22 protein-coding genes are annotated in these 24,736 nt (G+C 65.4%); 14 read left to right on the forward strand and 8 right to left on the reverse strand.

All coding sequences use genetic code 11. The features are described 5' to 3' along the window. Positions 1-219: 219 nt before the first annotated feature. On the reverse strand, positions 220-603 hold the full coding sequence (locus ACVMDN_RS00350; protein ID WP_016846469.1) for a winged helix-turn-helix domain-containing protein: 384 nt from the start codon (positions 601-603) through the stop codon (positions 220-222). Between the two features lie 161 nt (positions 604-764). On the opposite strand from ACVMDN_RS00350, the gene ACVMDN_RS00355 reads away from it, so the two are divergent. The 3 genes from ACVMDN_RS00355 (at position 765) to ACVMDN_RS00365 (ending at position 4,265) form a co-directional block, all read left to right on the forward strand. Further along, the gene (locus ACVMDN_RS00355) at positions 765-1,892 is read left to right on the forward strand and encodes an alkene reductase (RefSeq protein ID WP_076827617.1); all 1,128 of its coding nucleotides are present in this window, start codon (positions 765-767) and stop codon (positions 1,890-1,892) included. A gap of 62 nt (positions 1,893-1,954) precedes the next feature. Then, the gene (locus ACVMDN_RS00360) at positions 1,955-2,470 is read left to right on the forward strand and encodes a GFA family protein (RefSeq protein WP_076827615.1); all 516 of its coding nucleotides are present in this window, start codon (positions 1,955-1,957) and stop codon (positions 2,468-2,470) included. A 130-nt stretch (positions 2,471-2,600) separates the two neighbouring features. Further along, positions 2,601-4,265, forward strand: coding sequence for a thiamine pyrophosphate-binding protein (locus ACVMDN_RS00365; RefSeq protein WP_141339597.1), 1,665 nt, complete (start codon positions 2,601-2,603; stop codon positions 4,263-4,265). A gap of 246 nt (positions 4,266-4,511) precedes the next feature. Here the strand turns inward: ACVMDN_RS00365 and ACVMDN_RS00370 are convergent, their stop codons facing one another. Further along, positions 4,512-5,897 carry an LLM class flavin-dependent oxidoreductase gene (locus ACVMDN_RS00370; RefSeq protein ID WP_076827611.1) on the reverse strand — a complete coding sequence of 462 codons (1,386 nt, stop codon included), beginning with the start codon at positions 5,895-5,897 and terminating at the stop codon, positions 4,512-4,514. 238 nt (positions 5,898-6,135) lie between these two features. On the opposite strand from ACVMDN_RS00370, the gene ACVMDN_RS00375 reads away from it, so the two are divergent. From ACVMDN_RS00375 to ACVMDN_RS00385, 3 genes are all read left to right on the forward strand, one after another. Then, positions 6,136-7,521 (forward strand): M20 family metallopeptidase, encoded by a 1,386-nt coding sequence (locus tag ACVMDN_RS00375; RefSeq protein WP_076827757.1) that lies wholly within the window; start codon positions 6,136-6,138, stop codon positions 7,519-7,521. 233 nt (positions 7,522-7,754) lie between these two features. After that, positions 7,755-9,041, forward strand: a complete 1,287-nt coding sequence (locus tag ACVMDN_RS00380) for an MFS transporter (RefSeq protein WP_076827609.1) — start codon at positions 7,755-7,757, stop codon at positions 9,039-9,041. A 247-nt stretch (positions 9,042-9,288) separates the two neighbouring features. After that, the gene (locus tag ACVMDN_RS00385) at positions 9,289-10,134 is read left to right on the forward strand and encodes an IclR family transcriptional regulator (RefSeq protein ID WP_057015479.1); all 846 of its coding nucleotides are present in this window, start codon (positions 9,289-9,291) and stop codon (positions 10,132-10,134) included. A 158-nt stretch (positions 10,135-10,292) separates the two neighbouring features. Here the strand turns inward: ACVMDN_RS00385 and ACVMDN_RS00390 are convergent, their stop codons facing one another. The 3 genes from ACVMDN_RS00390 to ACVMDN_RS00400 all read right to left on the reverse strand — a co-directional run bounded on the left by ACVMDN_RS00390 (position 10,293) and on the right by ACVMDN_RS00400 (position 13,411). Continuing rightward, entirely contained in the window at positions 10,293-11,801 is a 1,509-nt protein-coding gene (locus tag ACVMDN_RS00390; protein ID WP_028341157.1) for a tripartite tricarboxylate transporter permease, read from the reverse strand. Between the two features lie 6 nt (positions 11,802-11,807). Continuing rightward, positions 11,808-12,293 (reverse strand): tripartite tricarboxylate transporter TctB family protein, encoded by a 486-nt coding sequence (locus ACVMDN_RS00395; RefSeq protein ID WP_028332964.1) that lies wholly within the window; start codon positions 12,291-12,293, stop codon positions 11,808-11,810. Between the two features lie 155 nt (positions 12,294-12,448). Continuing rightward, on the reverse strand, positions 12,449-13,411 hold the full coding sequence (locus ACVMDN_RS00400; RefSeq protein WP_076827755.1) for a Bug family tripartite tricarboxylate transporter substrate binding protein: 963 nt from the start codon (positions 13,409-13,411) through the stop codon (positions 12,449-12,451). A gap of 387 nt (positions 13,412-13,798) precedes the next feature. Between ACVMDN_RS00400 and ACVMDN_RS00405 the strand changes: the two genes are divergently transcribed. From ACVMDN_RS00405 to ACVMDN_RS00435, 7 genes are all read left to right on the forward strand, one after another. Then, positions 13,799-14,215: a hypothetical protein gene (locus ACVMDN_RS00405; protein WP_076827607.1), complete on the forward strand. Its 417-nt coding sequence runs from the start codon at positions 13,799-13,801 to the stop codon at positions 14,213-14,215. Further along, positions 14,212-15,075 carry an alpha/beta fold hydrolase gene (locus ACVMDN_RS00410; protein ID WP_200844555.1) on the forward strand — a complete coding sequence of 288 codons (864 nt, stop codon included), beginning with the start codon at positions 14,212-14,214 and terminating at the stop codon, positions 15,073-15,075. The genes ACVMDN_RS00405 and ACVMDN_RS00410 overlap by 4 nt, the downstream gene beginning before the upstream one ends. 30 nt (positions 15,076-15,105) lie before the next feature. Next, positions 15,106-16,023 carry an amino acid ABC transporter substrate-binding protein gene (locus ACVMDN_RS00415; protein ID WP_057015477.1) on the forward strand — a complete coding sequence of 306 codons (918 nt, stop codon included), beginning with the start codon at positions 15,106-15,108 and terminating at the stop codon, positions 16,021-16,023. Positions 16,024-16,174: 151 nt separating this feature from the next. After that, positions 16,175-16,906: an amino acid ABC transporter permease gene (locus ACVMDN_RS00420; protein ID WP_050385176.1), complete on the forward strand. Its 732-nt coding sequence runs from the start codon at positions 16,175-16,177 to the stop codon at positions 16,904-16,906. A gap of 2 nt (positions 16,907-16,908) precedes the next feature. Continuing rightward, entirely contained in the window at positions 16,909-17,601 is a 693-nt protein-coding gene (locus tag ACVMDN_RS00425) for an amino acid ABC transporter permease (protein WP_057015486.1), read from the forward strand. Between the two features lie 191 nt (positions 17,602-17,792). Next, a complete protein-coding gene (locus ACVMDN_RS00430; RefSeq protein WP_057015476.1) occupies positions 17,793-18,524 on the forward strand; it encodes an amino acid ABC transporter ATP-binding protein in 732 nt (243 codons plus the stop codon). A gap of 166 nt (positions 18,525-18,690) precedes the next feature. Then, complete coding sequence (locus ACVMDN_RS00435) at positions 18,691-19,551, forward strand: D-amino-acid transaminase (RefSeq protein ID WP_057015475.1); 861 nt, start codon at positions 18,691-18,693, stop codon at positions 19,549-19,551. Between the two features lie 257 nt (positions 19,552-19,808). Here the strand turns inward: ACVMDN_RS00435 and ACVMDN_RS00440 are convergent, their stop codons facing one another. From ACVMDN_RS00440 to ACVMDN_RS00450, 3 genes are all read right to left on the reverse strand, one after another. Continuing rightward, positions 19,809-20,267, reverse strand: a complete 459-nt coding sequence (locus tag ACVMDN_RS00440) for a carboxymuconolactone decarboxylase family protein (protein WP_057015474.1) — start codon at positions 20,265-20,267, stop codon at positions 19,809-19,811. A gap of 27 nt (positions 20,268-20,294) precedes the next feature. Next, complete coding sequence (locus tag ACVMDN_RS00445) at positions 20,295-21,911, reverse strand: MDR family MFS transporter (protein ID WP_076827605.1); 1,617 nt, start codon at positions 21,909-21,911, stop codon at positions 20,295-20,297. Between the two features lie 352 nt (positions 21,912-22,263). Then, positions 22,264-23,412, reverse strand: coding sequence for an HlyD family secretion protein (locus ACVMDN_RS00450; RefSeq protein WP_076827751.1), 1,149 nt, complete (start codon positions 23,410-23,412; stop codon positions 22,264-22,266). Between the two features lie 142 nt (positions 23,413-23,554). On the opposite strand from ACVMDN_RS00450, the gene ACVMDN_RS00455 reads away from it, so the two are divergent. After that, entirely contained in the window at positions 23,555-24,466 is a 912-nt protein-coding gene (locus ACVMDN_RS00455; RefSeq protein WP_057015472.1) for a LysR family transcriptional regulator, read from the forward strand. Positions 24,467-24,736 lie beyond the last annotated feature (270 nt).

Genomic DNA, 24,736 nt, shown 5'->3' on the forward strand with positions numbered 1-24,736 from the left:
CAATCCGGGTGAGGGGGTACAGGTCTCAACGCTCGGCGTGTTCGCCGAGGGGAGCTCTCCGCTCCAACGCCCGCATGATTTCGGAAATTAGAATAACACCCCTGATTTGCCCGACGCGTCAAGTTGGGTTGTCGAACGCCGGCCGTCGCCGGCTCCTTTGCATGGGGTTGTTTTCGATATTTTCGTAAGCGCCCCAGCGACAGCCGCCGGTTCCTGCGTTCACCGCCCCGCGGCCTTCTTCGGCTTGCCGATGTCGCTGCGCAGCGCCTCGAGATCCTTGCGCACGGCGCTTGCCGCGTCGCGCTCGATCTTGCGGTAGCGCGCCACCAAGGAGAGGCCGAACGGGGTCAGCACCGCGCCGCCGCCATTCTTGCCGCCCGTCTGCCGTTCCACCGCCGCCTGCCGGCAGATGCGGTTGATCTCGTCGACCAGGTCCCAGGCGCGCTTGTAGCTCATGTCCATGGCGCGACCGGCGGCGGAGATCGAGCCGCATTCCTTGATCCGCTCAAGCAGCAGGATCTTGCCCGGCCCGATCCGGTCCTCGGCATCGAGGTCGATGCGGACGCTGAGGGAGGGGAGCGATGAGGCGCTCGATTTCGACATGGGAGACCTGTTCTCGTGGCAACAGATTGCCACTACCCGCTTTCATGAACAAGATGAACTCGTTAGATAACGGGCATGATCCGGAAAAGTGGGTACCGGTTTTCCGGGCGGATCATGCCCGGACTACAACGGGAAATGACACAAGATTAATTGGGGCAGGCATGAATCCTCCGTCGCTGTTCTCTCCGCTCAAGATCGGTCCCTACCAGCTCGAACATCGCGTCGTGATGGCGCCGCTGACGCGTATGCGGGCGGCGCGGCCGAGCCTCGCGCCGCGGCCGATCAACGCGGAATACTACGCGCAGCGCGCCACCCCGGGCGGCTTGCTGATCGCGGAGGCCTCGCCGGTGGTCGCGACCGGCTTCGGCAATCCCGGTGTTCCCGGCATCTATAGCGAGGCCCAGATCGCGGGCTGGCGCGAGGTGGTGGATGCCGTGCACGCCAAGGGCGGCTTGATCTTCCTGCAGCTCTGGCACGTCGGCCGCGTCTCGCATTCCTCGTTCCAGCCGGGCGGCGCGCTGCCGGTGGCGCCGTCGGCGGTCGCGATCCCCTCCGAGTTCAAGTGCATGACCGCGGACGGCAAGGTGGTCGATTACGAGACGCCGCGCGCGCTCGAGACCGACGAGGTCGCCCTGATGGTCGAGGCCTACCGGCAAGGCGCGAAGAACGCGCTCGCCGCCGGCTTCGACGGCGTCGAGGTTCACGGCGCCAATGGCTATCTGATCGAGCAGTTCCTGCAGTCGCGCAGCAACCTGCGCACCGACCGGTATGGCGGCTCGATCGAGAACCGCGTCCGCTTCCTGATGGAGGTGACGCAGGCGGTGACCGAGGTCTGGGGCGCCAGCCGCGTCGGCGTCCGGCTCTCGCCCTACGGCATCGCCAATGGCAGCGGCGAGGCCGACCCGATGCCGCTCTACAGCCACGCCATCAAGGCGCTGGACAAGCTCGGGCTCGCCTATCTGCATTTCATCGAGCCGCGCGCCTCGGGCACCGGGCGTGCCGAGGTCGACTGGCAGAACGTGCCGTCGGCGATGGTGCTGTACCGCCCGATGTGGAGCGGCGTGCTGATCACCGCCGGCAATTTCGTCGGCGAAACCGCGCAGAGCGCGGTCGCCGAAGGTCATGCCGATGCGATCGCGTTCGGCCGCTACTTCATCTCCAACCCGGATCTGCCGCGCCGTCTGCAGCGCGGCTATCCCTTGACCAAGTACAACCGCGCCACCTTCTATGCCGGCGAGGAGAAGGGCTACACGGATTATCCCGTGCACGACGAACTGGCGCAGGCGTAACTCTTCGTAGCCCGGATATCGCTTCGCTCGTCCGGGCAACAACGCCTTGATGGGAGACCGCGATGTTTCCGGACGACGAGTTCGAGCCGACCAAGAAGCCAAAGCCGGTGGCGCTGGCGAAGCCCGCGGCCGGCCAATGCCTGTGCGGCAAGGTGCGGTTCGAGATCGACGTGCCGGCGCGCTGGGCCTGGCATGATCACAGCGCCGCCAGCCGCCGCGCCCATGGTGCGGTTTATGCGACCTATGTCGGCAGCTGGAAGAAGCGCTTCCGCATTACGCAAGGCGAAAGCGAGCTGTCGCGCTACGAGGACGCGAAAAGCAAGACCGCGCGCAGCTTCTGCGCCAATTGCGGCACGCCCATCATCTACGAACGCGCGCGGTCGCCGCACATGGTCAACATCCCGCGCGCGCTGTTCTCGGGGCGCACCGGCCGGCAGCCGCTCTATCACATCGCGATCGAGGAACTGCAGGAATGGGCCTACACCGGCGAGCCGCTGGTGCCGCTGAAGGGCTATCCCGGCGTGGTCTGGCAGCGCTCGAAAAAGAGGAAGCGCAGCGCGCGCGAGGGGATGTTCTAGCGAGCGCTTCACCTCAGGCGCGCGCCTGCGGAATGCGGCCATGACCGCTCGCTCGATTGCCCCTCGCGCGCAAGTTTGGTCATCTCCCTTGATCCCCGTCGGCCAACGCGCCGACAGGCCTGGAGGGAACATGAAAAATCGCATTACCGGCCGCTCGGCATTTCTGGCGCTGCTGAAGGATGAGGGCGTCACCCATCTGTTCGGCAATCCCGGCACCACCGAACTGCCGATCATGCACGCGCTGAAGGACCATCCCGATCTCACCTATGTGATGGCGATGCAGGAGAGCCTGGTGGTCGCGATGGCCGACGGCTTCAGCCGCGCCTCCGGCAAGCTGGTCGCCTGCAATGTTCATGTTGCGCCGGGCCTCGGCAACGCGATGGGCTCGCTCTACAATGCCAGCTTCACCGGCACGCCGCTGATCCTGACCGCCGGGCAGCAGGAACAGGGCCACGGCCTGACCGAACCGGTGCTCTACGGTCCGCTGGTGCAGATGGCGACGCCGCTGGTGAAATGGGCGGTCGAGGTGACGCGGCTCGAAGACCTGCCGCGCATCGTGCGCCGCGCCGCCAAGATCGCGACCACGCCGCCGACCGGGCCGGTGTTCATCTCGCTGCCCGGCGACATCCTCAATTCCGAAGCCGGCATCGAGCTCGGCCGCTCCACCCGGATCGACACGCGGGTGAGGCCGTCGGAGGATTCGCTCAAGGCGCTGGCCGCGCGCATCCTGAAAGCGGAGCGACCGGTGATCGTCGTCGGCGACGAGATCGTGAAAAGCGATGCGCTGCGCGAGGCAGCCGATCTCGCCGAGACGCTGGGCTGCCCGGCCTGGCAATCGCCGACTCCTTATGGTTCGCACTTCCTCTCCGAAAGCCCGAGCTTCATGGGCGCGATCGCGCGGCTGCAGAAGGTCGCGCGCGACGTGCTGGCGCCGCATGATCTGCTGATCGCGCTCGGCGGCGATCCGCTGCGGATGTCGGTCTACAGCGAGGTCGATCCGCTGCCGGACGGCCTCTCGATCGTGCAGGTCGGCCTGGTCGACAGCGACCTCGCCAGGAACTATGGCGCCGAGATCGCGGTGAAGGCGGACGTCAAGGAAACGCTGCGCGCGCTGGTGCCGGCGTTGAAGGAGGCCGGCGGCGGCGCGCTGGAGACGCGTGCCAGGCAGGGACTCGCGGCCTTGTTGACGAAGAACTGGGCGGCGAAGCGCAAGGCGCTGGTCGAACAGATCTCGAAGGCGAGTCAGACCTCGCCGATCGATCCGGACTGGCTGGCGTTGCAGGTCGTGGAGGCGATGCCCGACAACGCGATCCTGGTCGACGAGGGCCTGACCTCGTCGCGTCAGATCATTGGCTTGCGGCCGCATCGCGACCGCTACGGCTATCACGCGCTGGCATCCGGCGGCATCGGCTGGGGCCTGCCGGCCGCGGTCGGCGTCAGCCTCGCCAATCCAGAGCGTCCGGTGGTGTGCTATTCCGGCGACGGCTCGTCGATGTATTCGATCCAGTCGCTGTGGACCGCCGCCAATCACAAGCTGCCGCTGACCTTCGTCATCGTCAACAATGGCGGCTACCGCATCATCAAGCAGCGCCTGCTCGCCTTCCACGGCGACGACAACTATGTCGGCATGGATTTCATCGACCCGCCGGTCGATTTCACCGGCGTCGCACGCTCGCTTGGGCTCGAGGCGATCAGGATCACCGACCCGCAAGAGCTGAAGAGCGTGATGAAGTCGGCGTTCAGCCGCCCGGGTGCGAAGCTGATCGAGGTGGTGGTGAGCAATGCGGTGAATTGACTTTTCACGATGCGCTCTCCTCTCACCGTCATCCTGAGGTGCGAGCGGAGCGAGCCTCGAAGGATGCACGGCCCGGCCGATGGCCGTCGATCCTTCGAGACGCGCGCAAGAGCGCGCTCCTCAGGATGACGGGATGGGCAGATGTGTGTGCCGCGTCATTGCGAGGCACGAAGCGACGAAGCAATCCATGATCCCGCATATGCGGAACGATGGATTGCTTCGCTTCGCTCGCAATGACGGCGCGGATCATTCCGCCGCAGCACTCCGCTTCACCCGATACCGTGTCGCCGGATGCGTCGCGTCCAGCCTCGCACGCCCTGCGCCGAACAACTTCTCCCGCAAGGTGCCCTTGGCATACTCCCGCTTGTAGCGGCCGCGCTTGACGAGCTCCGGCACCAGCATGTCGGCGATGTCCTCGAAATCGCCGGGTGAGATCGCAAACGCGACATTGAGGCCGTCGACGTCGGTGTCCTCGAACCATTGCTCGATCTTGTCGGCGACCTGCTCCGGCGTTCCGATCACCACGGGGCCGGCGCCGCCGATGCCGACATGCTCGGCGACCTCGCGCACGGTCCAGACCCGGTCGGGATCGGCGCGGGTGACGTTGTCCATCGCGGAGCGGCCGGCGTCGTTCTGCACGTGCCGGACCTCCTGGTCGAGCGAATAGGTCGAGAAGTCGACTCCGGTCCAGCCCGACATCAGCGCCAGTGCGCCTTCATGGCTGATATGGCTGCGATACTCGGCGTACTTCGCTTGCGCCTCCGCCTCGGTCGGCGCCACCACGACGCACATCATCGAGAACATCAGGATCTCGGCCGCGTTGCGGCCCTTCGCGGCGGCGAGCTCGCGGATCGCCGACACCCGCGGACCGATCACCTTCGCCGACGGTCCCGACATGAACACGCATTCGGCGTGCTCGGCGGCGAACTGCCGGCCGCGCGGCGAAGTGCCGGCCTGGTAGAGCACCGGCGTGCGCTGCGGCGACGGCTCCGACAGGTGGATCGCGTTGAGCCGGTAGTTGTTGCCGTCATGGCGTACCGGATGCACCTTGCTCGGATCGGTGAAGATGCCGCGCGCGACGTCGCGGATCGCGGCGTCGTCCTCCCAGCTGCCTTCCCAGAGCTTGTAGACCAGCTCCATATATTCGTCGGCGAGCTCGTAGCGGTCGTCATGCGCGGTCTGCTTGTCCTTGCCGGCGCCGCGCGCGGCGGAATCGAGATAGCCGGTCACCACGTTCCAGCCGACCCGGCCGCCGGTGAGGTGATCGAGCGTCGACATCCGCCGCGCGAACGGGTAGGGCGGCTCGAAGGAGAGATTGCTGGTGACGCCGAAGCCGAGATTTTCGGTCACCGCGGCCATCGCCGGGATCAGCATCAACGGTTCGTTGGCCGGGGTCTGCGCCGCGTTGCGCAGCGCCGCATCCGGATTGCCAGCATAGACGTCATAGACGCCGAGCACATCGGCGAGGAACAGGCCGTCGAACCGGCCGCGCTCCAGCGTCTTCGCCAGATCGATCCAGTAGGACAGCTTGTTGTAGTCCTTGGTGCGGTCGCGCGGATGGGTCCACAGACCCGGCGACTGATGCGCCACGCAGTTCATGGCAAAGGCGTTGAGCCGGATTTGTTTTGTCATTGTAGAAAACCTTGGTCGAAACCTTGCGCGCCGCTTCGAATGCTGCCCGGTCGATGCCGGGCGTCCCGCTTCAACTTGTTGCGACTTCCCACGTTTTGGCAAGGCCCATTCGCATTTCGCGCCCTTCCGGTCGCGAGCCGATCCCGATAGGTTGCGCCCCTCCAGAAGCATGATCGGGACGCAAAGCATGGCGTTCCGGTGCGATCATGCCAAGACGCGACCGGACGAAGGAACAATCATGGCGACACGGGCCGACGCAATCGCAAAGGTGCGAGAGCATTTTCAATCGGGAGAGTTCTTGAAGGAACTGGACCGCAGGGTCGGCTACCAGACCGAGAGCCTGAATGCCGACAAGGCCGATGCGCTGCGCGCCTATCTGGTGGAGAATCTGCAACCGGCCTTCGCCGAGCTCGATTTCAAGACCCACCTGATCGAGTCGCCGACCGGCCGTGGGCCCTATCTGATTGCCGACTACCAGGAAGACGCTTCGCGGCCGACCGTGCTGACCTACGGCCATGGCGACGTCGTCGACGGCATGGTCGGCGAATGGCGCGACGGGCTCAATCCCTGGCAGACCACGGTCAAGGGCGAGCGCGTCTATGGCCGCGGCACCGCCGACAACAAGGGCCAGCATTCGATCAACATGGCGGCGCTGCGCGCGGTGAAGCAGGCGCGCGGCGGCAAGCTCGGCTTCAATGCCAAATTCATCATCGAGACCGGCGAGGAGATCGGCTCGCCCGATCTGCGCGAGGTCTGCGAGGCGCATCGCGAGGAGCTGAAGGCCGACCTGTTCATTGCCTCCGACGGGCCGCGGCTGTCGGCGGAGCGGCCGACCATCTTCCTCGGCTGCCGCGGCGGCAACCGCATCCATCTCGACGTCAATCTGCGCGAGGGCGGCAACCATTCCGGCAATTGGGGCGGCGTGCTCGCCAACCCCGCCACGATCCTGGCGAGCGCGATCGCGAGCCTGGTCGACGGCAAGGGCCGCATGAAGCTCGAGATCCTGAAACCGCCGCCGATCTCGAACCGCGTCCGCGCCGCGCTCGCCGACGTCGAGATCAAGCCGACGGCGGACGAACCGGCGCTGGCGGAAGATTGGGGCGAGGAGGGCCTGACCGCGGCGGAGCGGCTCTACGCCTGGAACACGCTGGAGGTGCTGGCGATGTCGTCGGGCAATATCGAAAAGCCCGCCAACGCGATTCCCGGCAAGGCCAACGCCGTGCTGCAGCTCCGCTTCGTCGTCGGCACCCGGCATCTCGAGGTGATCGACGCGGTGCGGGACTATCTGCACAACAACGGTTTCCCGATGGTCGAGGTCTCGGGCACGCAGCGCTTTGCCGCCTCGCGCACCGACATGGATAGCCCGTGGATCGACTGGGCGGCGAACTCGATCCGCGCCACCACCGGCAAGGCGCCGGCGGTGCTGCCGAATTTCGGCGGCTCGCTGCCGAACGACGTGTTCTCCGAAGGCCTCGGCCTGCCGACGATCTGGGTGCCGCATTCCTATCCGGGCTGCTCGCAGCACGCCCCCGACGAGCACATCCTGCTGCCGGTGACCGAGGAGGCGCTGACCATCATGGCCGGCCTGTTCTGGGACCTCGGCGAGGCAAAGCACAAGGGATAAGGAGCTGGGCTCGCTTGTTCCCCGTCATTCTGAGGTGGCCGCTTCTTCAGCGGCCCTCGAAGGATCGACGGCCACCAGTGGGGCCGTGCATCCTTCGAGGCTCGCAAGAGCTCGCACCTCCAGCGACAAAGGCGAAGCCTTTGCGCGCGGATGACGGGGAAGACGTGGATGGCCGGGTCAAGCCGGCCATTTCGAGTTGAAAAGCTGGTGCCTTCACCGGCAAGGAAAATGTAATGACACTATCAACTTCGGCGGACGCTCAGCGCGCAACAGCGGTCGACAAGAAAAACATCACCCGCCTGATCGTCGCGACTTCGGTCGGCAATGCGCTCGAATGGTACGACATCTCGGTCTATGCCTATTTCGCGGTGTATCTCTCCAAGGCGTTCTTCCCGGCCAATGATCCGACCACCTCGCTGCTCCTGACCTTCGGCAGCTTCGGCCTGTCGTTTCTGATCCGCCCGATCGGCGGCGTCGTGCTCGGCGCCTATGCCGACCGGCACGGCCGCAAGGCCTCGCTGATGCTGTCGATCGTGCTGATGACGCTGGGCACGCTGGTGCTGGCGCTGATGCCGACCTATCAGACCATCGGCATCCTGGCGCCGATCGCGGTGCTGCTGGCACGGCTGGTGCAGGGCTTTTCCGCCGGCGGCGAGTTCGGCTCCTCGACTGCGTTCCTGGTCGAGCACATGCCGGAGCGGCGCGGCTTCGTGGCGAGCTGGCAGTTCGCGAGCCAGGGCGTCAGCGGGCTGCTGGGCGCGGGCTTCGGTGCACTGCTGACCTCGCTGATGAGCCCGGAGGATTTGCAGTACTGGGGCTGGCGGCTGCCGTTCCTGTTCGGCGTCCTGATCGGCCCGGTCGGCATCTACATCCGCAACCACGTCGACGATGCGACCCCGCCGCCGGCGGCGAAGAAGGAATCGCCGGTCAGGGAAGTGTTCGCGCGGCAGAAGCTCGCCACGATGCTCGCGATCGGCGCGCTCGCGGTGTCGACCGCGGTCAACTATTTGATCGTCTACATGCCGACCTATGTGGTGAAGACGCTCAACCTCGCGCCATCGGTCGGCTTCATCGCCTCGTTCGCCGCGCAGACCGCGGTTGCGCTGCTGGCGCCGATCGCAGGCATGGTCTCCGACAAGATCGGACGCACCACCCACATGATCCTGTTCGCGCTGCTGTTGCTGGTGTCGATCTTCCCGGCCTTCCTCCTGCTCACCGGCAAGCCGACGCCGATGATCATCCTGATCGGCGTGCTCTGGCTCGGCGTCCTCAAGTCGCTGTATTACGGGCCGCTCGCCGCGCTGATGTCGGAACTGTTTCCGGCGGCGACGCGTGCGACCGGGCTCGGTCTCAGCTACAATATCGGCGTCACCTTGTTCGGCGGCATGGGGCCGGCGATCATGACCTGGATGGGTGGCTTCGCGGCGATCGGCGAGCTCGCGCCGGGCTACTATCTCACCGCGGTCTGCATCCTCAGCCTCTGCGCGCTGTTCACGATCCGCAGGCTGCGGCTGGCGTAGCGCATGATCCGAAAAAGTGCGAAGCGGTTTTTCGAAAGGATCATGCTAACCGCATCAGATTTCGTGATGCGAAATTCAAATATCCTCATTGTTGCACAGCAGCGTAGATAGTCGAAATCAAAGTTTCATCTGACGAAAGTATACGGTGTCCGGCGCACGTCATCCGTCCTAGGATGATTTCGGCCGGGCGCGCATCTTCGTCCTGCCCGGTTCAGGATTTGGAATTGACGGCAAGGAAGGCCAGGGCATGAACGCCTCCACGACTGCGACCGCACGGACCAGCCGCAAGAGGCCACTGCCGGAGCCGGGCCAACCCGACAAGTTCAACGCGATCCAGAAGGTGTGCGCGATCCTGCGCGTGCTGGCGCAGCGCTCGCCGTTGCGGCTCACCGACATCGCCGACTCCACCTCGCTGAACAAGGCGACCGCGCTGCGCATTCTCAACTCGCTGATCGAGGAAGGCTTCGTCAGCCGCGTCGCCGGCGCCAAGACCTATGAGCTCGGCCAGGAGGCGCGGGTGATGGCGGTCGGCGCGCGCCGTTCGGTCGACATCGCCGAGCTGGCGCAGCCGAGCCTGCTCCGGCTGTCGGAGCGCTCGGCCGATACCGCGCTGCTGTCGGTGCGATCCGGCGTCGAGGCGCTTTATCTGGCGCGCTCGGTCGGCAACCATCCGCTGCAGCCGAACTATCTGCAGATCGGCAGCCGCCGTCCGCTCGGTGTCGGCGCCGGCGCGCTGGCGCTGCTGGTCTGGCTGCCGGATGCCGAGATCGAGGCTGTGATCGAGGTGATCGTGCCGCGGCTGGCGAAATCGCCGCGCATCACGCCAAAGTTCCTGCGCGAGCGGATCGCCATGGCGCGCAAGGCCGGCCACACCGTGCTGATCGACGCCGCGTTCCCCGGCATGGGCGGCGTCGGCGTGCCGGTCCGCGACGATGCCGGCGAGGTGGTCGCCGCACTCTCGATCGGCGCCGCGTCCGACCGCATCCGTCGCCGCGAAGGCGAGCTCGCCGACATGCTGAAGAAGGAAGCCCAGGTGCTGGCCCGCGCGCTCGCCCAGGCGCCGAAGAACGGGCGTGCGGCGAAGGTCGGTTGAGCTGCCGCTTCGCCTCTCCCCGCGTGCGGGTGAGGGGGGGCCTCCGCGGATACTGCTATCACCGTGCTTGCGGAGGCAGCCCCTCACCCCAACCCTCTCCCCGTAAGAACGGGGCGAGGGGGCGCGCTGCCGGCGCGGCTGAAGTCGGGCTCGCTCTCCTACGCCCCCTCATCCAGCGCCACCAGCTCGCGCTTCTTGCGCAGCGAGGGCAGCAGCGGGCCGACCAGCAGCACCAGCGCGAAGGCGAGGCAGATCGCCGAGATCGGCCGCTCCACGAAGGTCATGAGGTCGCCCTGCGAGAGGATCAGCGACTTGCGCAGATTGTTCTCCAGCATCGGCCCGAGCACGAAGGCGAGCACCAGCGGCGCCGGCTCGTAGCCGAGCTTGCGCATGAAATAGCCGATCACGCCGAACGCGATCATGACGTGGACGTCGAACACGTTGTTGCTGGAGCAGTAGACGCCGATGATCGTGAATAGGATGATCAGCGGGAACAGCACGTTGTAGGGCAGCCGCAGCAGCTGCACCCACATGCCGATCATCGGCAGGTTGAGCACCAAGAGCATCAAATTGCCGATATACATGCTGGCGACGATGCCCCAGAACAGCGTCGGGTTTTGCGAGATCATCAGCGGCCCCGGCTGCAGGCCGTGGATCACGAAGGCGCCGAGCAGCAGCGCCATCACCACGTTCGGTGGGATGCCGAGCGTCATCAGCGGAATGAAGGCGCCGCCGGCCGCGGAATTGTTGGCCGATTCCGGCCCCGCGACGCCCTCGATCGCGCCGTGGCCGAAGCGCTCCGGATGCTTCGAGAGCCGCTTCTCCAGCGCGTAGGAGGCGAACGATGCCACCACGGCGCCGCCGCCGGGCAGGATGCCGAGGAAGAAGCCGAGCACCGTGCCGCGCGCCACCGGTCCGGCGCTGGCCTTCCAGTCCTCCTTGCTCGGCAGCAACTGGTTGATCCTGGTCTTGATGATGTCGCGCTTGATCGCCTGCTCGGTGTTGAGCAGCACCTCGGCGACGCCGAACAGGCCCATCACGACCGGCACCAGGCCGATGCCGTCGATCAGCTCGAGGCGGCCGAAGGTCAGCCGCGGCTGCGCCGTGATGCTGTCGAGCCCGACCAGGCCGAGCACGACGCCGATGCAGGCCATCAACAGCGCCTTGGCCATCGAGCCCTGGGTGAGGAAGGTCAGCACCACGAGGCCGAGCACCATCAGGCTGAAATATTCGGCCGGCCCGAACGCGATCGCGACGCTGGCGAGCGACGGCGCCACCAGCATCAGGGCGATCAGCGCGAAGGTGCCGGCGATGAACGAGCCGAAGGCGGAGATGCCGAGCGCGGGGCCGGCGCGGCCCTGCTTGGCCATCTGGTGGCCGTCGATGCAGGTGACGACGGAAGCCGCTTCGCCGGGGATATTGACCAGGATCGAGGTGGTCGATCCGCCATACATCGAGCCGTAATAGATGCCGGCCATCATGATGATGCCGGATTCCGGCGTGCCGGACAGCGTCACCGGCAGCAGCAGCGACATCGCCGAGATCGGGCCGATGCCGGGCAGCACGCCGACCAGCGTGCCGATGAACACGCCGATGAAGCAGTAGAGCAGGTTGATCGGCAGCAGCGCGACGCCGAGGCCGTGGGCGACGTTGACGAGAGTATCCATGGGCGCTCAACCGATCTCGAACATGCCGCTCGGCAGCTGGATCGCGAGCAGGTGCTTCAGCACCCACCACATCCCGAGCGGGGCAAGGATGGACAGCGGGATCGCCAGCGACCAGCGCACCGGATCGATCACGCGGAGCAGCAACAGCATCAGCGGAATCGCCGACAGCAGGAAGCCGAGCGGCTCCAGCGCAAAGGCGAACGCCGTGAGGCAGACGATGACCAGCACCGGCTTGCCCCAGCGCGCATTCTCCCAGCGCGAGGCGAAGGTCGGGCCGCCCTCGGTGACCGCCGCGATCATGATCGAGGCCGCGAACACGCACATCAGGATGCCGGTGTAGAACAGCACGTAGCCGGAGCCGGGATCGTTGATGGTGCCGAGCTTCAGCTTGAGGCCCGACCAGATCACGAAGGCGCCGAGCCCGAGCCCGATCAGCCCGCCCCAGAGCTCGGAGTTGTTGAGGCGGAATTTGACGTTGGTTTGGTCTGTCATGGGATGTGCTCTCGTCAAGTCGCAAGGTGGGGCATCGACCTATCCCCGTCATTGCGAGAGAAGCGAAGCAATCCATTTCACCGCATGTGCGGAGGGATGGATTGCTTCGTCGCTTCGCTCCTCGCAATGACGGACGGAGACTTCGCGGCCAGTCCTTACTTCTTCGCCAGCCCCAGCGTGTCGATCACCTTGCGCTCGGACTCGGTGACCTCCCCCACGAACTTCTTGTAGTCCTCGGTGTTCTTGTAGTTCGGCACCATGTCGTATTTGGCCAGCGTTGCGATCACCGCCGGGTCCTCGATCGCCTTCTTGAAGGCATCGTGCAGCTTGGCGACGATCTTGGGGTCCATGCCCTTGGGGCCGGCGATGCCGAACGGCGAGTCATAGACCATGGGGTAGCCGAGCTCCTTCAGCGTCGGTACGTCCGGATAGTTCGGCGAGCGCGCGCCGGTCCACACCATCAAGAGGCGGAGCTTGCCGGCATCGACCAGCGGCCGCCAGCCGGTGGAATCCGCCTGCAGCATGGTGTGCTGGCCGAGCACGGCCGCATTGGTCTCGGCGCCGCCCTTGAACGGCACCTGGGTCAGCTTGATCCCGGCCATCAGGGCGATCTGCTCCATGCCGACATGCAGCGAGGTGCCGGTGCCGGGCGTCGCATAGGTCACCTTGCCCGGGTTCTTCTTGGCGAAATCGACTACGTCCTGCCAGGTCTTGAACTGCGACTCCGCGTTGGTGGTGACGCCGAAGGTGTAGCCGGTGAGGTGAATGATGTAGGAGAAATCCTTCGCCGGATCCCAGGACACCTCCTGCATCAAGGGCAGGCGGAACACTGTGATCGGGATCTGGGCGATGGTGTAGCCGTCGGGCTTGGCGCCGGCGGCCATCGTCGCGGGGCCCACGGTGCCGCCGCCGCCCGCCTTGTTGTCGACCGCGATCGGTTGGCCCAGCACCTTCGAGGCGCTCTCGGCGATCGCGCGCATCGAGATATCGGTCGAGCCGCCCGCCGGCCATGGCACGATCAGCGTGATCGGCTTGGTCGGATAGTCCTGCGCGAGCGCCGCTGTTGACACCAGCATGCCGGCGGCGAGCAGGACCATCAAGCGATTGCGGTGCGACATCTCGATCTCTCCCTTATGACCGCGTTCGATCGCGGCCGCGTCTTGTTCGGTGTTGGCAATGATCGTCCCTGTCATGCTGGGACCGAGCGCATTGGACAGAACGGGGCGGGCAACGGAAGCGCGAATTGCGCTCGAAGCGCCGGCTGCGACAATTGGTCTGCCGCGATTTGGCGCGACCTGCCGAGCCGCGGAATTCAATCGGCCTTTGGTCGGACGGATTGGCCGTTCCTGGCACTGTGCCGGGAGGGCGCGGGGTGTGCGCGCCTGACCGGCAAGCCGGGTTTGGTCAAGCGAATAATCAAGGGAACCCAAAGGCATCGGCGCCTTGCGGGATTGCGCGCTTGCCGTCATCATGGCGCCGCCCGCTGCAGGAACGCCGCCCGACAGATGACGCCATCGCCTGACGCCACCGACGACGCTGTGACGAGGGCGTTTGCCGGCCTTCCCGCGTTGCTCGACGAGGCCCCTCGGCTGCTTGCGCGCGGGCGGCTGCTTGATTGCGACTGCCTGATCGGCCCGATGGCGCGGCCGTTTCATGCCGCGATCCGGGCCGGGCGCATCGTCGAACTTGCGCCTTCGCCGATCCTGATGCGCTCCTGGCGCTTTTCCTATCGCGCGACGCCGCAGGCCTGGTCCGCCTATTGGCAGGCCGAGCCGAAGCCCGGCTGGCACGATCTGCTGGCGTTGACCAGGCGCGGCGAGGCCGTGCTGGAAGGCGACCTGCATCCCTTCATGGCGCATCTGCAATACTTCAAGGACCTGCTGGCGCTGCCGCGGCAGCATTTCGCGGCGGCCGTATCATGAGCGGCAAGATCATGGACGGCCACATCGAGCCGATGGTCGGCCGCTACGTTCACGTCGAGATCGGCGGCGAGCTGCACCGGATCTATTTCGAGGAGAACGGCACGGGCATTCCGCTGGTCTGCCTGCACACCGCGGGATCGGATGCGCGGCAGTGGCGCCATCTGCTCGCGGATACGCAATTTGCCGAAAATTTCCGCATCATTGCCTTCGATATGCCCTGGCATGGCAAGTCGAATCCGCCGATGAGCTGGACCGGCGATGAATACCAACTCACCACTGCGCGCTACACCGAGACCATCCGCGCTTTCTGCCGTGCGCTGCGGCTGGAGAAGCCTGTCGTGATGGGCTGCTCGATCGGCGGCCGCATCGTGCTTAACCTTGCGATCGAATATGCCGCCGAGTTCCGCGCGCTGATCGGGCTCGAGGCTGCCGATTTCCAGGCGCCGTGGTATGACACGAACTGGCTGAACCGGCCGGACGTTCACGGCGGCGAAGTCTGCGCCGCGCTGGTGTCCGGGCTGATCGCCCCGCAAAGCCCGGAGCCTGCGCGGATGGAAACGCTGTGGGCCTACAAGCAGGGCGGCCCCGGCGTGTTCAAGGGCGACCTGTATTTCTACCGTGTCGACGGCGACCTGCGCGGCCGGGTCGCGTCAATCGATACTAAAGTATGCAACCTCTATCTGCTTACGGGCGAGTATGATTTCTCCTGCACGCCCGAGGATACGAGGCGGACCGCAGCGGCAATAGGGGGCGCCAGCGTCACGATCATGGAGCAGCTCGGTCATTTTCCGATGAGCGAGAATCCGGAACTGTTTCGCCGCTATATCGCACCCGTCCTCGCTGATATTCTCACGCACTAGAACGACCGTTTCCACGCAAGGAGTAGACGTATGACACGCAACTATCTGATCGGCTTCGCGCTCGCCGCCGCGCTGGGCGCGAGCCAGGCGCAAGCCCAGGAGCCGACCGGCACGCTGAAGAACATCAAGGACACCGGCGCGATCACGCTCGGCTACCGCGACTCCTCGATCCCGTTCTCCTATCTCGACGACAACCAGAAGCCGGTCGGCTACGCCATGGACATCTGCTACAAGATCGTCGATGCCGTGAAGAAGGAGCTGAAGCTCGACAAGCTCGAGGTCAAGCTCAACCCGGTGACCTCGGCGACGCGTATTCCGCTGATGGCCAACGGCACCGTCGACCTCGAATGCGGCTCGACCACCAACAATGCCGAGCGCCAGAAGCAGGTCTCCTTCACCAACAGCCACTTCCTGACCGCCAGCCGCTACGTCACCAAGAAGGCGAGCAAGATCAATTCGATCGACGATCTGAAGGGCAAGACGGTGGTCTCGACCGCCGGCACCACCAACATCAAGCAGCTCACCGAGGCCAACCTCGCGCGCGGGCTGAGCGTCAATATCATCCCGGCCAAGGATCACGCCGAGGCCTTCTTGATGGTCGAGACCGACCGCGCGGTCGCCTTCGTGATGGACGACATCCTGCTCGCGAGCCTCGTCGCCGGCTCGAAGTCGCCGGATGACTACGTGATCTCCAAGGACGCGTTCTCCAAGCCCGAGCCCTACGGCATCATGCTGCGCAAGGACGACGCGCCGTTCAAGAAGGTCGTCGACGCCGCAACCGCCGCGCTCTACACCAGCGGCGAGGGCCAGAAGATCTATGACAAGTGGTTCACCCAAAAGATCCCGCCGAAGGGCCTTAATCTCAACTCGCCGGCTGGACCGGAGATGAAGAAGCAGTTTGCGAAGCCGTCGGACTCTCCGGATCCGGATGCCTATCTAGTCAACTGACCGCTGTGTATGACCCGTCGTCCCTTTTGGGAGCGGGTCCTGAAAGTTAGCATGTCCGGCCATTTTTGGAGGAGAATGGCCGGACATTTGCATAGACGCCGCGCGCGATGCCGGCGTAATGCCGTGACCGGCACGGCCGCGTGGGGGACCTGTGAACTACAATTGGAACTGGCACATCTTCCTTGAGCCGAACCCGATGGGGACCGGCACCTATCTCGACCTGTTGCTGTCGGGGCTGGTGGTCACCGTCAAGGTGTCGGTGCTGGCCTGGATCATCGCGCTGGTGTCCGGCTCGGTGATCGGCGTGCTGCGCACGCTGCCGTCGCGGACCGCGTCGTGGATCGGCTTCTGCTGGGTCGAGTTCTTCCGCAACATGCCGCTCTTGGTGCAGCTGTTCCTGTGGTTCTTCGTGCTGCCCGAATTGTTGCCGCGGTCGGCCGGGCTGTGGCTGAAGCAACTGCCGAATGCGCCGTTCTGGACCGCCGCGATCGGCGTCGGCTTCTTCATGTCGGCGCGCGTCGCCGTGCAATTGCAGGCCGGCATCACCTCGCTGCCGCGCGGGCAGAAGCAGGCCTCGACCGCGCTCGGCCTCACCACGGTGCAGACCTATCGCTACGTGCTGCTGCCGATGGCATTCCGCATCATCCTGCCGCCGCTGACCTCCGAATTCCTCAACACCATCAAGAACAGCGCGGTCGCCATCACCATCGGCCTGATCGAACTGACCGGCCAGGCCCGCTCGATGCAGGAGTTCTCGTTCCAGGTGTTCGAGGCGTTCACGGCGGCAACCGTGCTCTACCTGCTCCTCAATTTCGTCGTGGTGACCGCGATGCGCTTCCTCGAGCGCTATGTCGCGATCCCCGGCTACATCACGGGCAAATGACGATGATCGGCAGTTTCGATTTCGACGTCATCCGCCGCTCGCTGCCCTACCTGTTCCTGGAGGGCATGCGCTTCACGCTGACCTTGACCGCGCTCGCAGCGTTCGGCGGCCTGGTGTTCGGCACCCTGATCGCCCTGATGCGGCTGTCGAGCTACAAGGTGCTCGGGCGCATCGCGGGCTTCTATGTCGACTTCATCCGCTCGCTGCCGCTGGTGCTGGTGATCTTCTGGTTCTACTTCCTGGTGCCGTATATCGGGCAGTGGCTGACCGGCGCGTCGCGGCCGATCACGGTCGGCGCCTTCGCCTCCTCGCTGATCACCTTCATCGCGTTCGAGGCGGCGTATTTCTCCGAGATCATGCGCGCCGGCATCCAGTCGATCTCGAAGGGCCAGCCGGCCGCGGCCAGCGCGCTCGGCCTGACCTACGCGCAGTCGATGCGCTACGTCGTGCTGCCGCAGGCGTTTCGCAACATGCTGCCGGTGCTGCTGACGCAGACCATCGTGCTGTTCCAGGACACCTCGCTGGTCTACGTGCTGTCGATCCCGGATTTCCTCGGCGCCGCCAGCAAGGTCGCGCAGCGCGACGGCCGCCTGGTCGAAATGTACCTGTTCGCCGCGCTGGTCTACTTCGTCATTTCCTGTGTCGCGTCCTATGGCGTTCGCCGCCTGCAGTCGCGCATCGCGATTGTCCGGTAGCCAGTCATGCTTTCGAACATTCAAGACACGGCCCCCTTCACCTCTCCCATCGGGAGAGGTCGGATCGCGTCAGCGATCCGGGTGAGGGGTTTTGCTCCATCGATAGACCGCAATCCCTCACCCGGCGCTGCGCGCCGACCTCTCCCGATGGGAGAGGTGGAAGCGCGCTCGCTGCAACGCCTGAGTCACGCATGATCGAGATCAACCACGTCAACAAATGGTACGGGCCGAGCTTCCAGGTGCTGAAGGACTGCACCACCAGCGTCGCCAAGGGCGAGGTGGTGGTGGTCTGCGGCCCGTCCGGCTCGGGCAAGTCGACCCTGATCAAATGCGTCAATGCGCTGGAGCCGATCCAGGGCGGCGACATCACGCTCGACGGCGTCAAGGTCAACGATCCCAAGACCGACCTGCCGAAGCTGCGTTCGCGCGTCGGCATGGTGTTCCAGCATTTCGAGCTGTTTCCGCATCTGCGCATCATCGACAATCTCCGCCTCGCGCAGGAGAAGGTGCTCGGCCGCAAGTCTGAGGACGCCACCGCCAAGGGCATGAAGCTTCTGGAGCGCGTCGGGCTGAAGGATCATGCCAAAAAGTTTCCGGCGGAGTTGTCCGGTGGCCAGCAGCAGCGCGTCGCGATCGCCCGCGCGCTGGCGATGGACCCGATCGCGATGCTGTTCGACGAGCCGACCTCGGCGCTCGACCCGGAGATGATCAGCGAAGTGCTCGACGTGATGGTCGACCTCGCCCGCGAGGGCATGACCATGATGGTCGTGACCCACGAAATGGGCTTTGCCAACAAGGTCGCCGACCGCGTCATCTTCATGGACCGCGGCGAGATCGTCGAGGATGCCAAGAAGGCCGACTTCTTCGGCACGCCGCGCAGCGACCGCGCGCAGAAGTTCCTGTCGAAGATCCTGCAGCACTGAGCTTAGGGAGCCTCTCCGCCTGTCATTCCGGGGCGCCTCGAAGAGGCGCACCTGAGGGTTCGATGCTGCGCATCGCCCTGGAATGACGGCTGCTACAGGGTTTTCCCCCGTTAACAATTTGCGTATACGAAGGCCTGAACCCCCCTTCGTCCGCAGGAGAACTCGCGTGGAAAAGATCGCTTATGTCAACGGCTCGTTCGTGCCGCATTCGGAGGCCAAGGTCTCGGTGTTCGACCGCGGATTCCTGTTCGCCGACGGCATCTACGAGGTGGCGGCGGTGCTCGAGGGCAAGCTGATCGACAACGCCTCACACCTGGCGCGGCTCAAGCGTTCGGTCGGCGAGATCCAGCTCGCGCTGCCGGAGACGCTGGAGCGGATCGAGGAGATCCAGAAGGAGCTGGTTGCGCGCAACGACCTCGTCAACGGCATGGTCTATCTCGAGGTCACCCGCGGCGCCGACAAGGGTCGCGACTTCGCCTTCCCGAAGGCCGACGTCAAGCCGACGCTCGTGATGTTCACCTCGGAAAAGGACATCATCAACGCGCCCTCGGCCAAGACCGGCATCAACGTCATCACGGTGCCCGACATCCGCTGGGAACGGCGCGACATCAAGAGCGTGGCGCTGCTGGCGCAGGTGCTGGCCAAGCAGGCGGCGGCCGCGGCCGGCGCCGGCGAAGCTTGGATGATCGAGGACGGCAAGGTCACCGAGGGCGGCTCGTCCTCGTCCTTCATCGTCACCCAGGACGATGTCATCGTGACCCGGCAGAACGGCAACGAGATCCTGCCCGGCTGCACCCGCAAGGCGGTGGTCAAGCTCGCCGAGGAACGCCAGCTGCGCATCGAGGAGCGCGCCTTCACGATCGAGGAAGCGCTCGCCGCCAAGGAAGCCTTCATCACCAGCGCTTCCGTGTTCGTGCAGGGGGTGGTCGCGATCGACGGCAAGAAGGTCGGAGGCGGCAAGGTGGGTCCGATCACCGACCGCCTGCGCGAGATCTATGTCGAGTTCGCCAAGGCGACGGCGGTTTGACACTGGGTGGGGTGGGTTAGCGCAGCGTAACCCACCGACTTTGCTCACCACGGAGAGAATGGTGGGTTACGCCTTCGGCTAACCCACCCTACGGTCTGCGCATCGCCTTGGCACCGTCACCCTGAGGTGGCCGCTTCTTCAGCGGCCCTCGAAGGATCGACGGCCCGACTATCGACGGCCCGACTGTGGCCGTGCATCCTTCGAGACGCCTGCTGCGCAGGCTCCTCAGGATGACGGGGATGGATCGTCCGCGCTGCTCACGCCGCCGCCTTCGCCTTCACCGGATGCACCGCGCGGAAGCCGATGGCGATCCGGTTCCAGGCGTTGATCGCGCCGATCAGCGTGGTCAGGTTGACCAGCTCGCTGTCCGAGAACTGGGCGCGCACGGCTTCATAGTCGGCGTCGGGCGCATGCGTCTCGGACACCAGCGTCAGCGCTTCGGTCCAGGCTAGCGCCGCGCGCTCGCGCTCGCTGTAGAGCGGGGATTCGCGCCAGGCGTTGAGCAGATAGAGCCGCTGCTCGGTCTCGCCATGCTTGCGGGCGTCCTCGGTGTGCATGTTGATGCAGTAGGCACAGCCGTTGATCTGCGAGGCGCGGGTCTTGACCAGCTCGATCAGCGATTGCTCGAGGCCGCTCGCAGCAATCTGGTTTTCGACCGCGACCAGCGCTTTGATGGTCTCGGGTGCGGCCTGGTAGAAGTTCATACGGGGTTTCATGGTCGTTCTCCGTAGTTGTGGTTTGGGTTAGTGCGCACCGCCGCCAGCGAGGTGGCCCGGCTTCTTCAGGAATAGTGTCGCCGCGAGTGCGATGATCAGCGCGACACCGAGCAGGTAGAAGGTATCGCTGAAGGCGAGGATGTAGGCCTGCTTCTGCACGACCTTGCCGATCGCCGCGATTGCGCGGTGGGCGGCCGCGGCCTGGTCGGCGACGCCGTGGTTCATGAAATACTGCGTCAGCTGCTCAATCCGGTTGCGCGTGGCCTGTTCCAGCAGCGAGACCGACTGCATCAGCACGTTGGAGTGATATTGCTCGCGCTTGGTCAGCAGCGTCTGCAGCACGGCGATGCCGACCGCACCGCCGAGGTTGCGCATCATGTTGAACAGCGCGGAGGCCGAGCCCGCATTCTCCAGCTCGATGCCCGCGGTCGCAACCGCCGACAGCGGCGCCATCACCAGCGCCTGGCCGATGGCACGGACGATGTTGGGCCAGAACAGCTGGTCGGTGGCGTAGTCGTTGGTCATGAAGATGTTCATGAAGTTGGAGCCGGCGAACAGCGCGAAGCCGACGCCGATGATGAGGCGCGGGTCGAAGCGCTGCATCAGCCGCGGTACCAGCGGGATCAGCGCGAGCTGCGGCAGCCCGGTCCAGGCCAGCACCATGCCGATCTGCTCGGCATTGTAGCCCTGGATGCGCGCGAGGTACTGCGGCAGGATGAACACCGAGCCGTACAGCGCGATGCCAAGCAGGAAGTTGGCCAGCATGCCGAAGCCGAAATTGCGGCGGGCGAGCAGGCGCAAATTGAGCAGCGGCTTCTCGACGGTGAACTCGACGATCAGGAAGGCGGCCAGCGCGACGGCGGCGATCACCGACAGGCGGACGATGAAGGGCGAGCCGAACCAGTCGTCCTTGTTGCCTTCCTCCAGCACGGTCTGCAGCGCGGCGAGGCCGACCGCCATGGTGATGATGCCGAGCCAGTCGCCCTGGCGGATCAGAGACAGCTTCATCGGGCTCGGATCGAGCGAGACGTAGAGCATCGCGATCATCACGGCGCCCGGCACCAGGTTGACATAGAAGATATACTGCCAGCCCCAGTTCTCGGTGAGATAGCCGCCGATGGTCGGGCCGATCGCCGGCGCGAACGTCGCCGACAGCGCGAACAGCGCGAGCCCGATCGGCTGCTTGGCCTTCGGCAGTAGCGTGATGATCAGCGTGAACGCCATCGGGATCAGCACGCCGCCGGTGAAGCCTTGCACCGCGCGCAGCGCGATCATCTGCGGCAGGTCCTGCGCCAGCGCGCATGCCGCCGAGAACACCAGGAACAGGAGCGCATTGGTGAGCAGATAGATGCGCACCGAGAACACCTGCGCGAGCCAGCCGGAGAGCGGGATCACCACGATCTCGGCGATCAGATAGGAGGTCGAGATCCAGCCGCCGTCGTCGATCCCGGCGCCGATCGCGCCCTGCACGTCGGCGAGCGAGGCGTTGACGATCTGGATGTTCAGCACCGCCATGAACGCGCCGAGCGTCGCCCCGATCACCGCGATCCAGGTTTTCGTGGGGATCGCCGGCGCCGCCGGCGCTGCGGGGGCGGGGAGCGCGGTGGCGTTCGGGGCGTCGGCTGTGGGCTGAAGTGCGGTCATCGGCGTGTTCTCTGGCTTACACACGCAAAATGTATTAGGCGGTCGCTTTCGATAATCCGGGAAAGACTGGAAGGATTGTCCGGTAGAGGTTGATAATCAACGGTTGCGGCTGAGAGAGCGACTGCGGTTATGGCCACGGCACGACGGCTGCGTTTGGCCTGCGTGCCGTCGACTAGTGAGGTGAGCACGCCTCTCAAGCTCCCTCTCCCGCTTGCGGGGGCTCCACAAGATGACTCGCGGAGAGAGCCCCCCACCCGCAAGCGGGAGAGGCGAAGAGGGCGTAGACAGCAAAACGCGATCGACCACCGATGGGTGATCGATCGCGCGGAGCCAGCCGAAGAAGCGTTTGGTCCTATCCGCCGTTCGCCCGCGTCGCTGATGCCAGCCGCCGCTTCTCCTCGCGCTCGGCCAGCACCGTCGCCTTGGTGTTGACGGTCGGGATCGCCGACATGCCCGGGCGCAAGAGGCCGGTGAGGCTCTGATCGTCGAGCACGATCTTGACCGGCACGCGCTGCACGATCTTGGTGAAATTGCCGGTGGCGTTGTCGGGCGGCAGCAGCGCGAATTCGAGGCCGCTGGCCGGCGACAGGCTGTCGACATGACCCTTCAGCGTGGTGCCGCGAAAACTGTCGACCGTGAGCTCGACCGGCTGGCCGTTGCGCACATGGGTCAGCTGCGTCTCCTTGAAATTGGCGATCACATAGACCGCGTCCAGCGGCACCACCGCCATCAGCTGGGTGCCGGCCTGCACATATTGCCCGACGCGCAGCGTGCGGGCGCCGACCGTGCCGTCGACCGGCGCGGTGATCCGGGCGTAGGACAGGTTGAGCTCGGCCTGCTGCTCGACCGCGCGAGCGCGGTCCACCTGCGCTGCGGCCTGGGCGCGCTGCGTGGTCAGCACGTCGACCTTGCGCTGGGCCGCCGACAGCGCCGACTTCGCGTGCTGCAATTGCGCGGTGTTGGCGCGCAGCGCCGCGTCGGTCTGTTGCGCACGCTGAATGGTGCCGGAGCCGGACTTCATCAGCCCGTCGTAGCGGGTCTGCTCTTCCTGCGCGAATTTCAGGTTGGCCTCGGCGGCGGTGACGTCGGCCGTGCTCTGGTCGATGATCGGCTGCTGCAATTCGAGCTGGGCATCGAGGTTGCGTACCGAGGCTGTAGCGGCGTCGACATCGGCCTTGGCCTGGCCGAGCGCGGTGCGGTAATCGCGGTCGTCGATCTCGGCCAGCAGCTGGCCGGCCTTCACCGGCTGGTTGTCGGTGACCAGCACGCGGGCGATGTAGCCCGAGACTTTCGGGGCGATGATCGTGGAGTCCGCCTTCACGTAGGCGTCGTCAGTGGTTTCGAGGTAGCGGCCGGTGGTGACGTAGTCGTAGCCAAAGTCGGCTGCCACGGCGACGCCGATGATCGCGGCGAGCCCGAGCGCCACCCGCTTGACCGCTTTCCGCGACGGGCGGAGGCCGATTTTTGTTGCTTGTTCAGGGACATAAGTGGTGGTCGACATGGCATCCTCCGGGTCGAACATTCGCGTCCTTCCAGAAAGGGCGCCCAGTACGCCCCTTAGATGCAATGTCCTCCCCGCTGTGATAATCCCGATAAAACTGGAAGCATTATCAACCCAGCGCTGATAATCCGGACCTTGCCGCATGGATCGCCTGACCAGCCTGACCGCCTTCGTCCGGGTCGTGGACACCGGCGGCTTTTCCGCGGCCGGCCGCAAGCTCAACATGTCCACCACCATGGTGAGCAACCACGTGCAGTCGCTGGAGGACCGGCTCGGCGCCCGGCTGCTCAACCGCACCACGCGCAAGGTCAGCCTCACCGAGGTCGGCCAGGCCTATTACGACCGCTGCGTCCAGATCCTCGCCGACATCGAGCAGGCCGACGACATCGCGGGCGCCCAGCAATCGGTGCCGCGCGGCACCCTGCGCATCTTCACCAACACCCATCTCGTCCAGTTCCTGTCGCCCGCGGTGGCCGAGTTCCTCGCCACCTATCCCGAGGTCAAGGTCGATCTCACGATCGGCGAGCGCAATGCCGATCTGATCGACGAGAACTACGATCTCGCCGTGCGCATGGTGCCGCCGCCGGACTCCAGCCTGATCGTGCGCACCATCGCGACCTGGCGCCACGTGCTGTGCTGCTCGCACGGCTATATCGAACAGCACGGCAAGCCAACGCTGCTGGCCGACCTCTCCGCGCGCAACTGCATGCGCCACGCCAACTATCCCTATGGCGACGAGTGGCGCTTCGCCGACCGCAAGGGCACGCCGGCCGCAGTGCGCGTCTCCGGAAATCTGATCTCCAACAGCGGCGAAACCCTGAAGCTCGCGGCGCTGGCCGGCGTCGGCGTCTTCCTCGCGGCCGGCTTCCTGGTTCGCGACGAGCTGGAGTCGGGACAACTGGTCCGCCTGCTGCCCGAATACCGGCCGGTCGAGCTCACCATGAATGCTGTCTATCCGCATCGCCATCATCTCTCGGCGAAGGTCCGCACCTTCATCGACCTGCTGGTCCATCACGCCACCGAGCAGCAGAAGCTGATCAATCCGTATTCGTGAGCGGCGCGGGCGCTTGCGATGATGGCACGCGTGCGCCCTTTATCCACCGTCATCCCCGCGCAAAGGCTTCGCCTTTGTCGCTGGAGGAGCCGCGCAGCGGCGTCTCGAAGGATGCACGGCCCGGCTGCTGGCCGTTCATCCTTCGAGGCTCGCTCCGCTCGCACCTCCAGCGACAAAGGCGAAGCCTTTGCGCGGGGATGACGGGACTAATAGTACGACGTTCCTTCCGCGTCATGACCACCCGGCAGCCGTTGCATAGCCGTTGCGTGT

The organism is Bradyrhizobium sp. USDA 4510, from assembly GCF_054059095.1.

What these genes read in the sequence shown, in the direction of transcription:
- ACVMDN_RS00350 (WP_016846469.1), bottom strand. Translation starts at nt 603, where the DNA reads ATGTCGAAATCGAGCGCCTCATCGCTCCCCTCCCTCAGCGTCCGCATC.
- ACVMDN_RS00355 (WP_076827617.1), top strand. Translation starts at nt 765, where the DNA reads ATGAATCCTCCGTCGCTGTTCTCTCCGCTCAAGATCGGTCCCTACCAG.
- ACVMDN_RS00360 (WP_076827615.1), top strand. Translation starts at nt 1,955, where the DNA reads ATGTTTCCGGACGACGAGTTCGAGCCGACCAAGAAGCCAAAGCCGGTG.
- ACVMDN_RS00365 (WP_141339597.1), top strand. Translation starts at nt 2,601, where the DNA reads ATGAAAAATCGCATTACCGGCCGCTCGGCATTTCTGGCGCTGCTGAAG.
- ACVMDN_RS00370 (WP_076827611.1), bottom strand. Translation starts at nt 5,897, where the DNA reads ATGACAAAACAAATCCGGCTCAACGCCTTTGCCATGAACTGCGTGGCG.
- ACVMDN_RS00375 (WP_076827757.1), top strand. Translation starts at nt 6,136, where the DNA reads ATGGCGACACGGGCCGACGCAATCGCAAAGGTGCGAGAGCATTTTCAA.
- ACVMDN_RS00380 (WP_076827609.1), top strand. Translation starts at nt 7,755, where the DNA reads ATGACACTATCAACTTCGGCGGACGCTCAGCGCGCAACAGCGGTCGAC.
- ACVMDN_RS00385 (WP_057015479.1), top strand. Translation starts at nt 9,289, where the DNA reads ATGAACGCCTCCACGACTGCGACCGCACGGACCAGCCGCAAGAGGCCA.
- ACVMDN_RS00390 (WP_028341157.1), bottom strand. Translation starts at nt 11,801, where the DNA reads ATGGATACTCTCGTCAACGTCGCCCACGGCCTCGGCGTCGCGCTGCTG.
- ACVMDN_RS00395 (WP_028332964.1), bottom strand. Translation starts at nt 12,293, where the DNA reads ATGACAGACCAAACCAACGTCAAATTCCGCCTCAACAACTCCGAGCTC.
- ACVMDN_RS00400 (WP_076827755.1), bottom strand. Translation starts at nt 13,411, where the DNA reads ATGTCGCACCGCAATCGCTTGATGGTCCTGCTCGCCGCCGGCATGCTG.
- ACVMDN_RS00405 (WP_076827607.1), top strand. Translation starts at nt 13,799, where the DNA reads ATGACGCCATCGCCTGACGCCACCGACGACGCTGTGACGAGGGCGTTT.
- ACVMDN_RS00410 (WP_200844555.1), top strand. Translation starts at nt 14,212, where the DNA reads ATGAGCGGCAAGATCATGGACGGCCACATCGAGCCGATGGTCGGCCGC.
- ACVMDN_RS00415 (WP_057015477.1), top strand. Translation starts at nt 15,106, where the DNA reads ATGACACGCAACTATCTGATCGGCTTCGCGCTCGCCGCCGCGCTGGGC.
- ACVMDN_RS00425 (WP_057015486.1), top strand. Translation starts at nt 16,909, where the DNA reads ATGATCGGCAGTTTCGATTTCGACGTCATCCGCCGCTCGCTGCCCTAC.
- ACVMDN_RS00430 (WP_057015476.1), top strand. Translation starts at nt 17,793, where the DNA reads ATGATCGAGATCAACCACGTCAACAAATGGTACGGGCCGAGCTTCCAG.
- ACVMDN_RS00440 (WP_057015474.1), bottom strand. Translation starts at nt 20,267, where the DNA reads ATGAAACCCCGTATGAACTTCTACCAGGCCGCACCCGAGACCATCAAA.
- ACVMDN_RS00445 (WP_076827605.1), bottom strand. Translation starts at nt 21,911, where the DNA reads ATGACCGCACTTCAGCCCACAGCCGACGCCCCGAACGCCACCGCGCTC.
- ACVMDN_RS00450 (WP_076827751.1), bottom strand. Translation starts at nt 23,412, where the DNA reads ATGTCGACCACCACTTATGTCCCTGAACAAGCAACAAAAATCGGCCTC.
- ACVMDN_RS00455 (WP_057015472.1), top strand. Translation starts at nt 23,555, where the DNA reads ATGGATCGCCTGACCAGCCTGACCGCCTTCGTCCGGGTCGTGGACACC.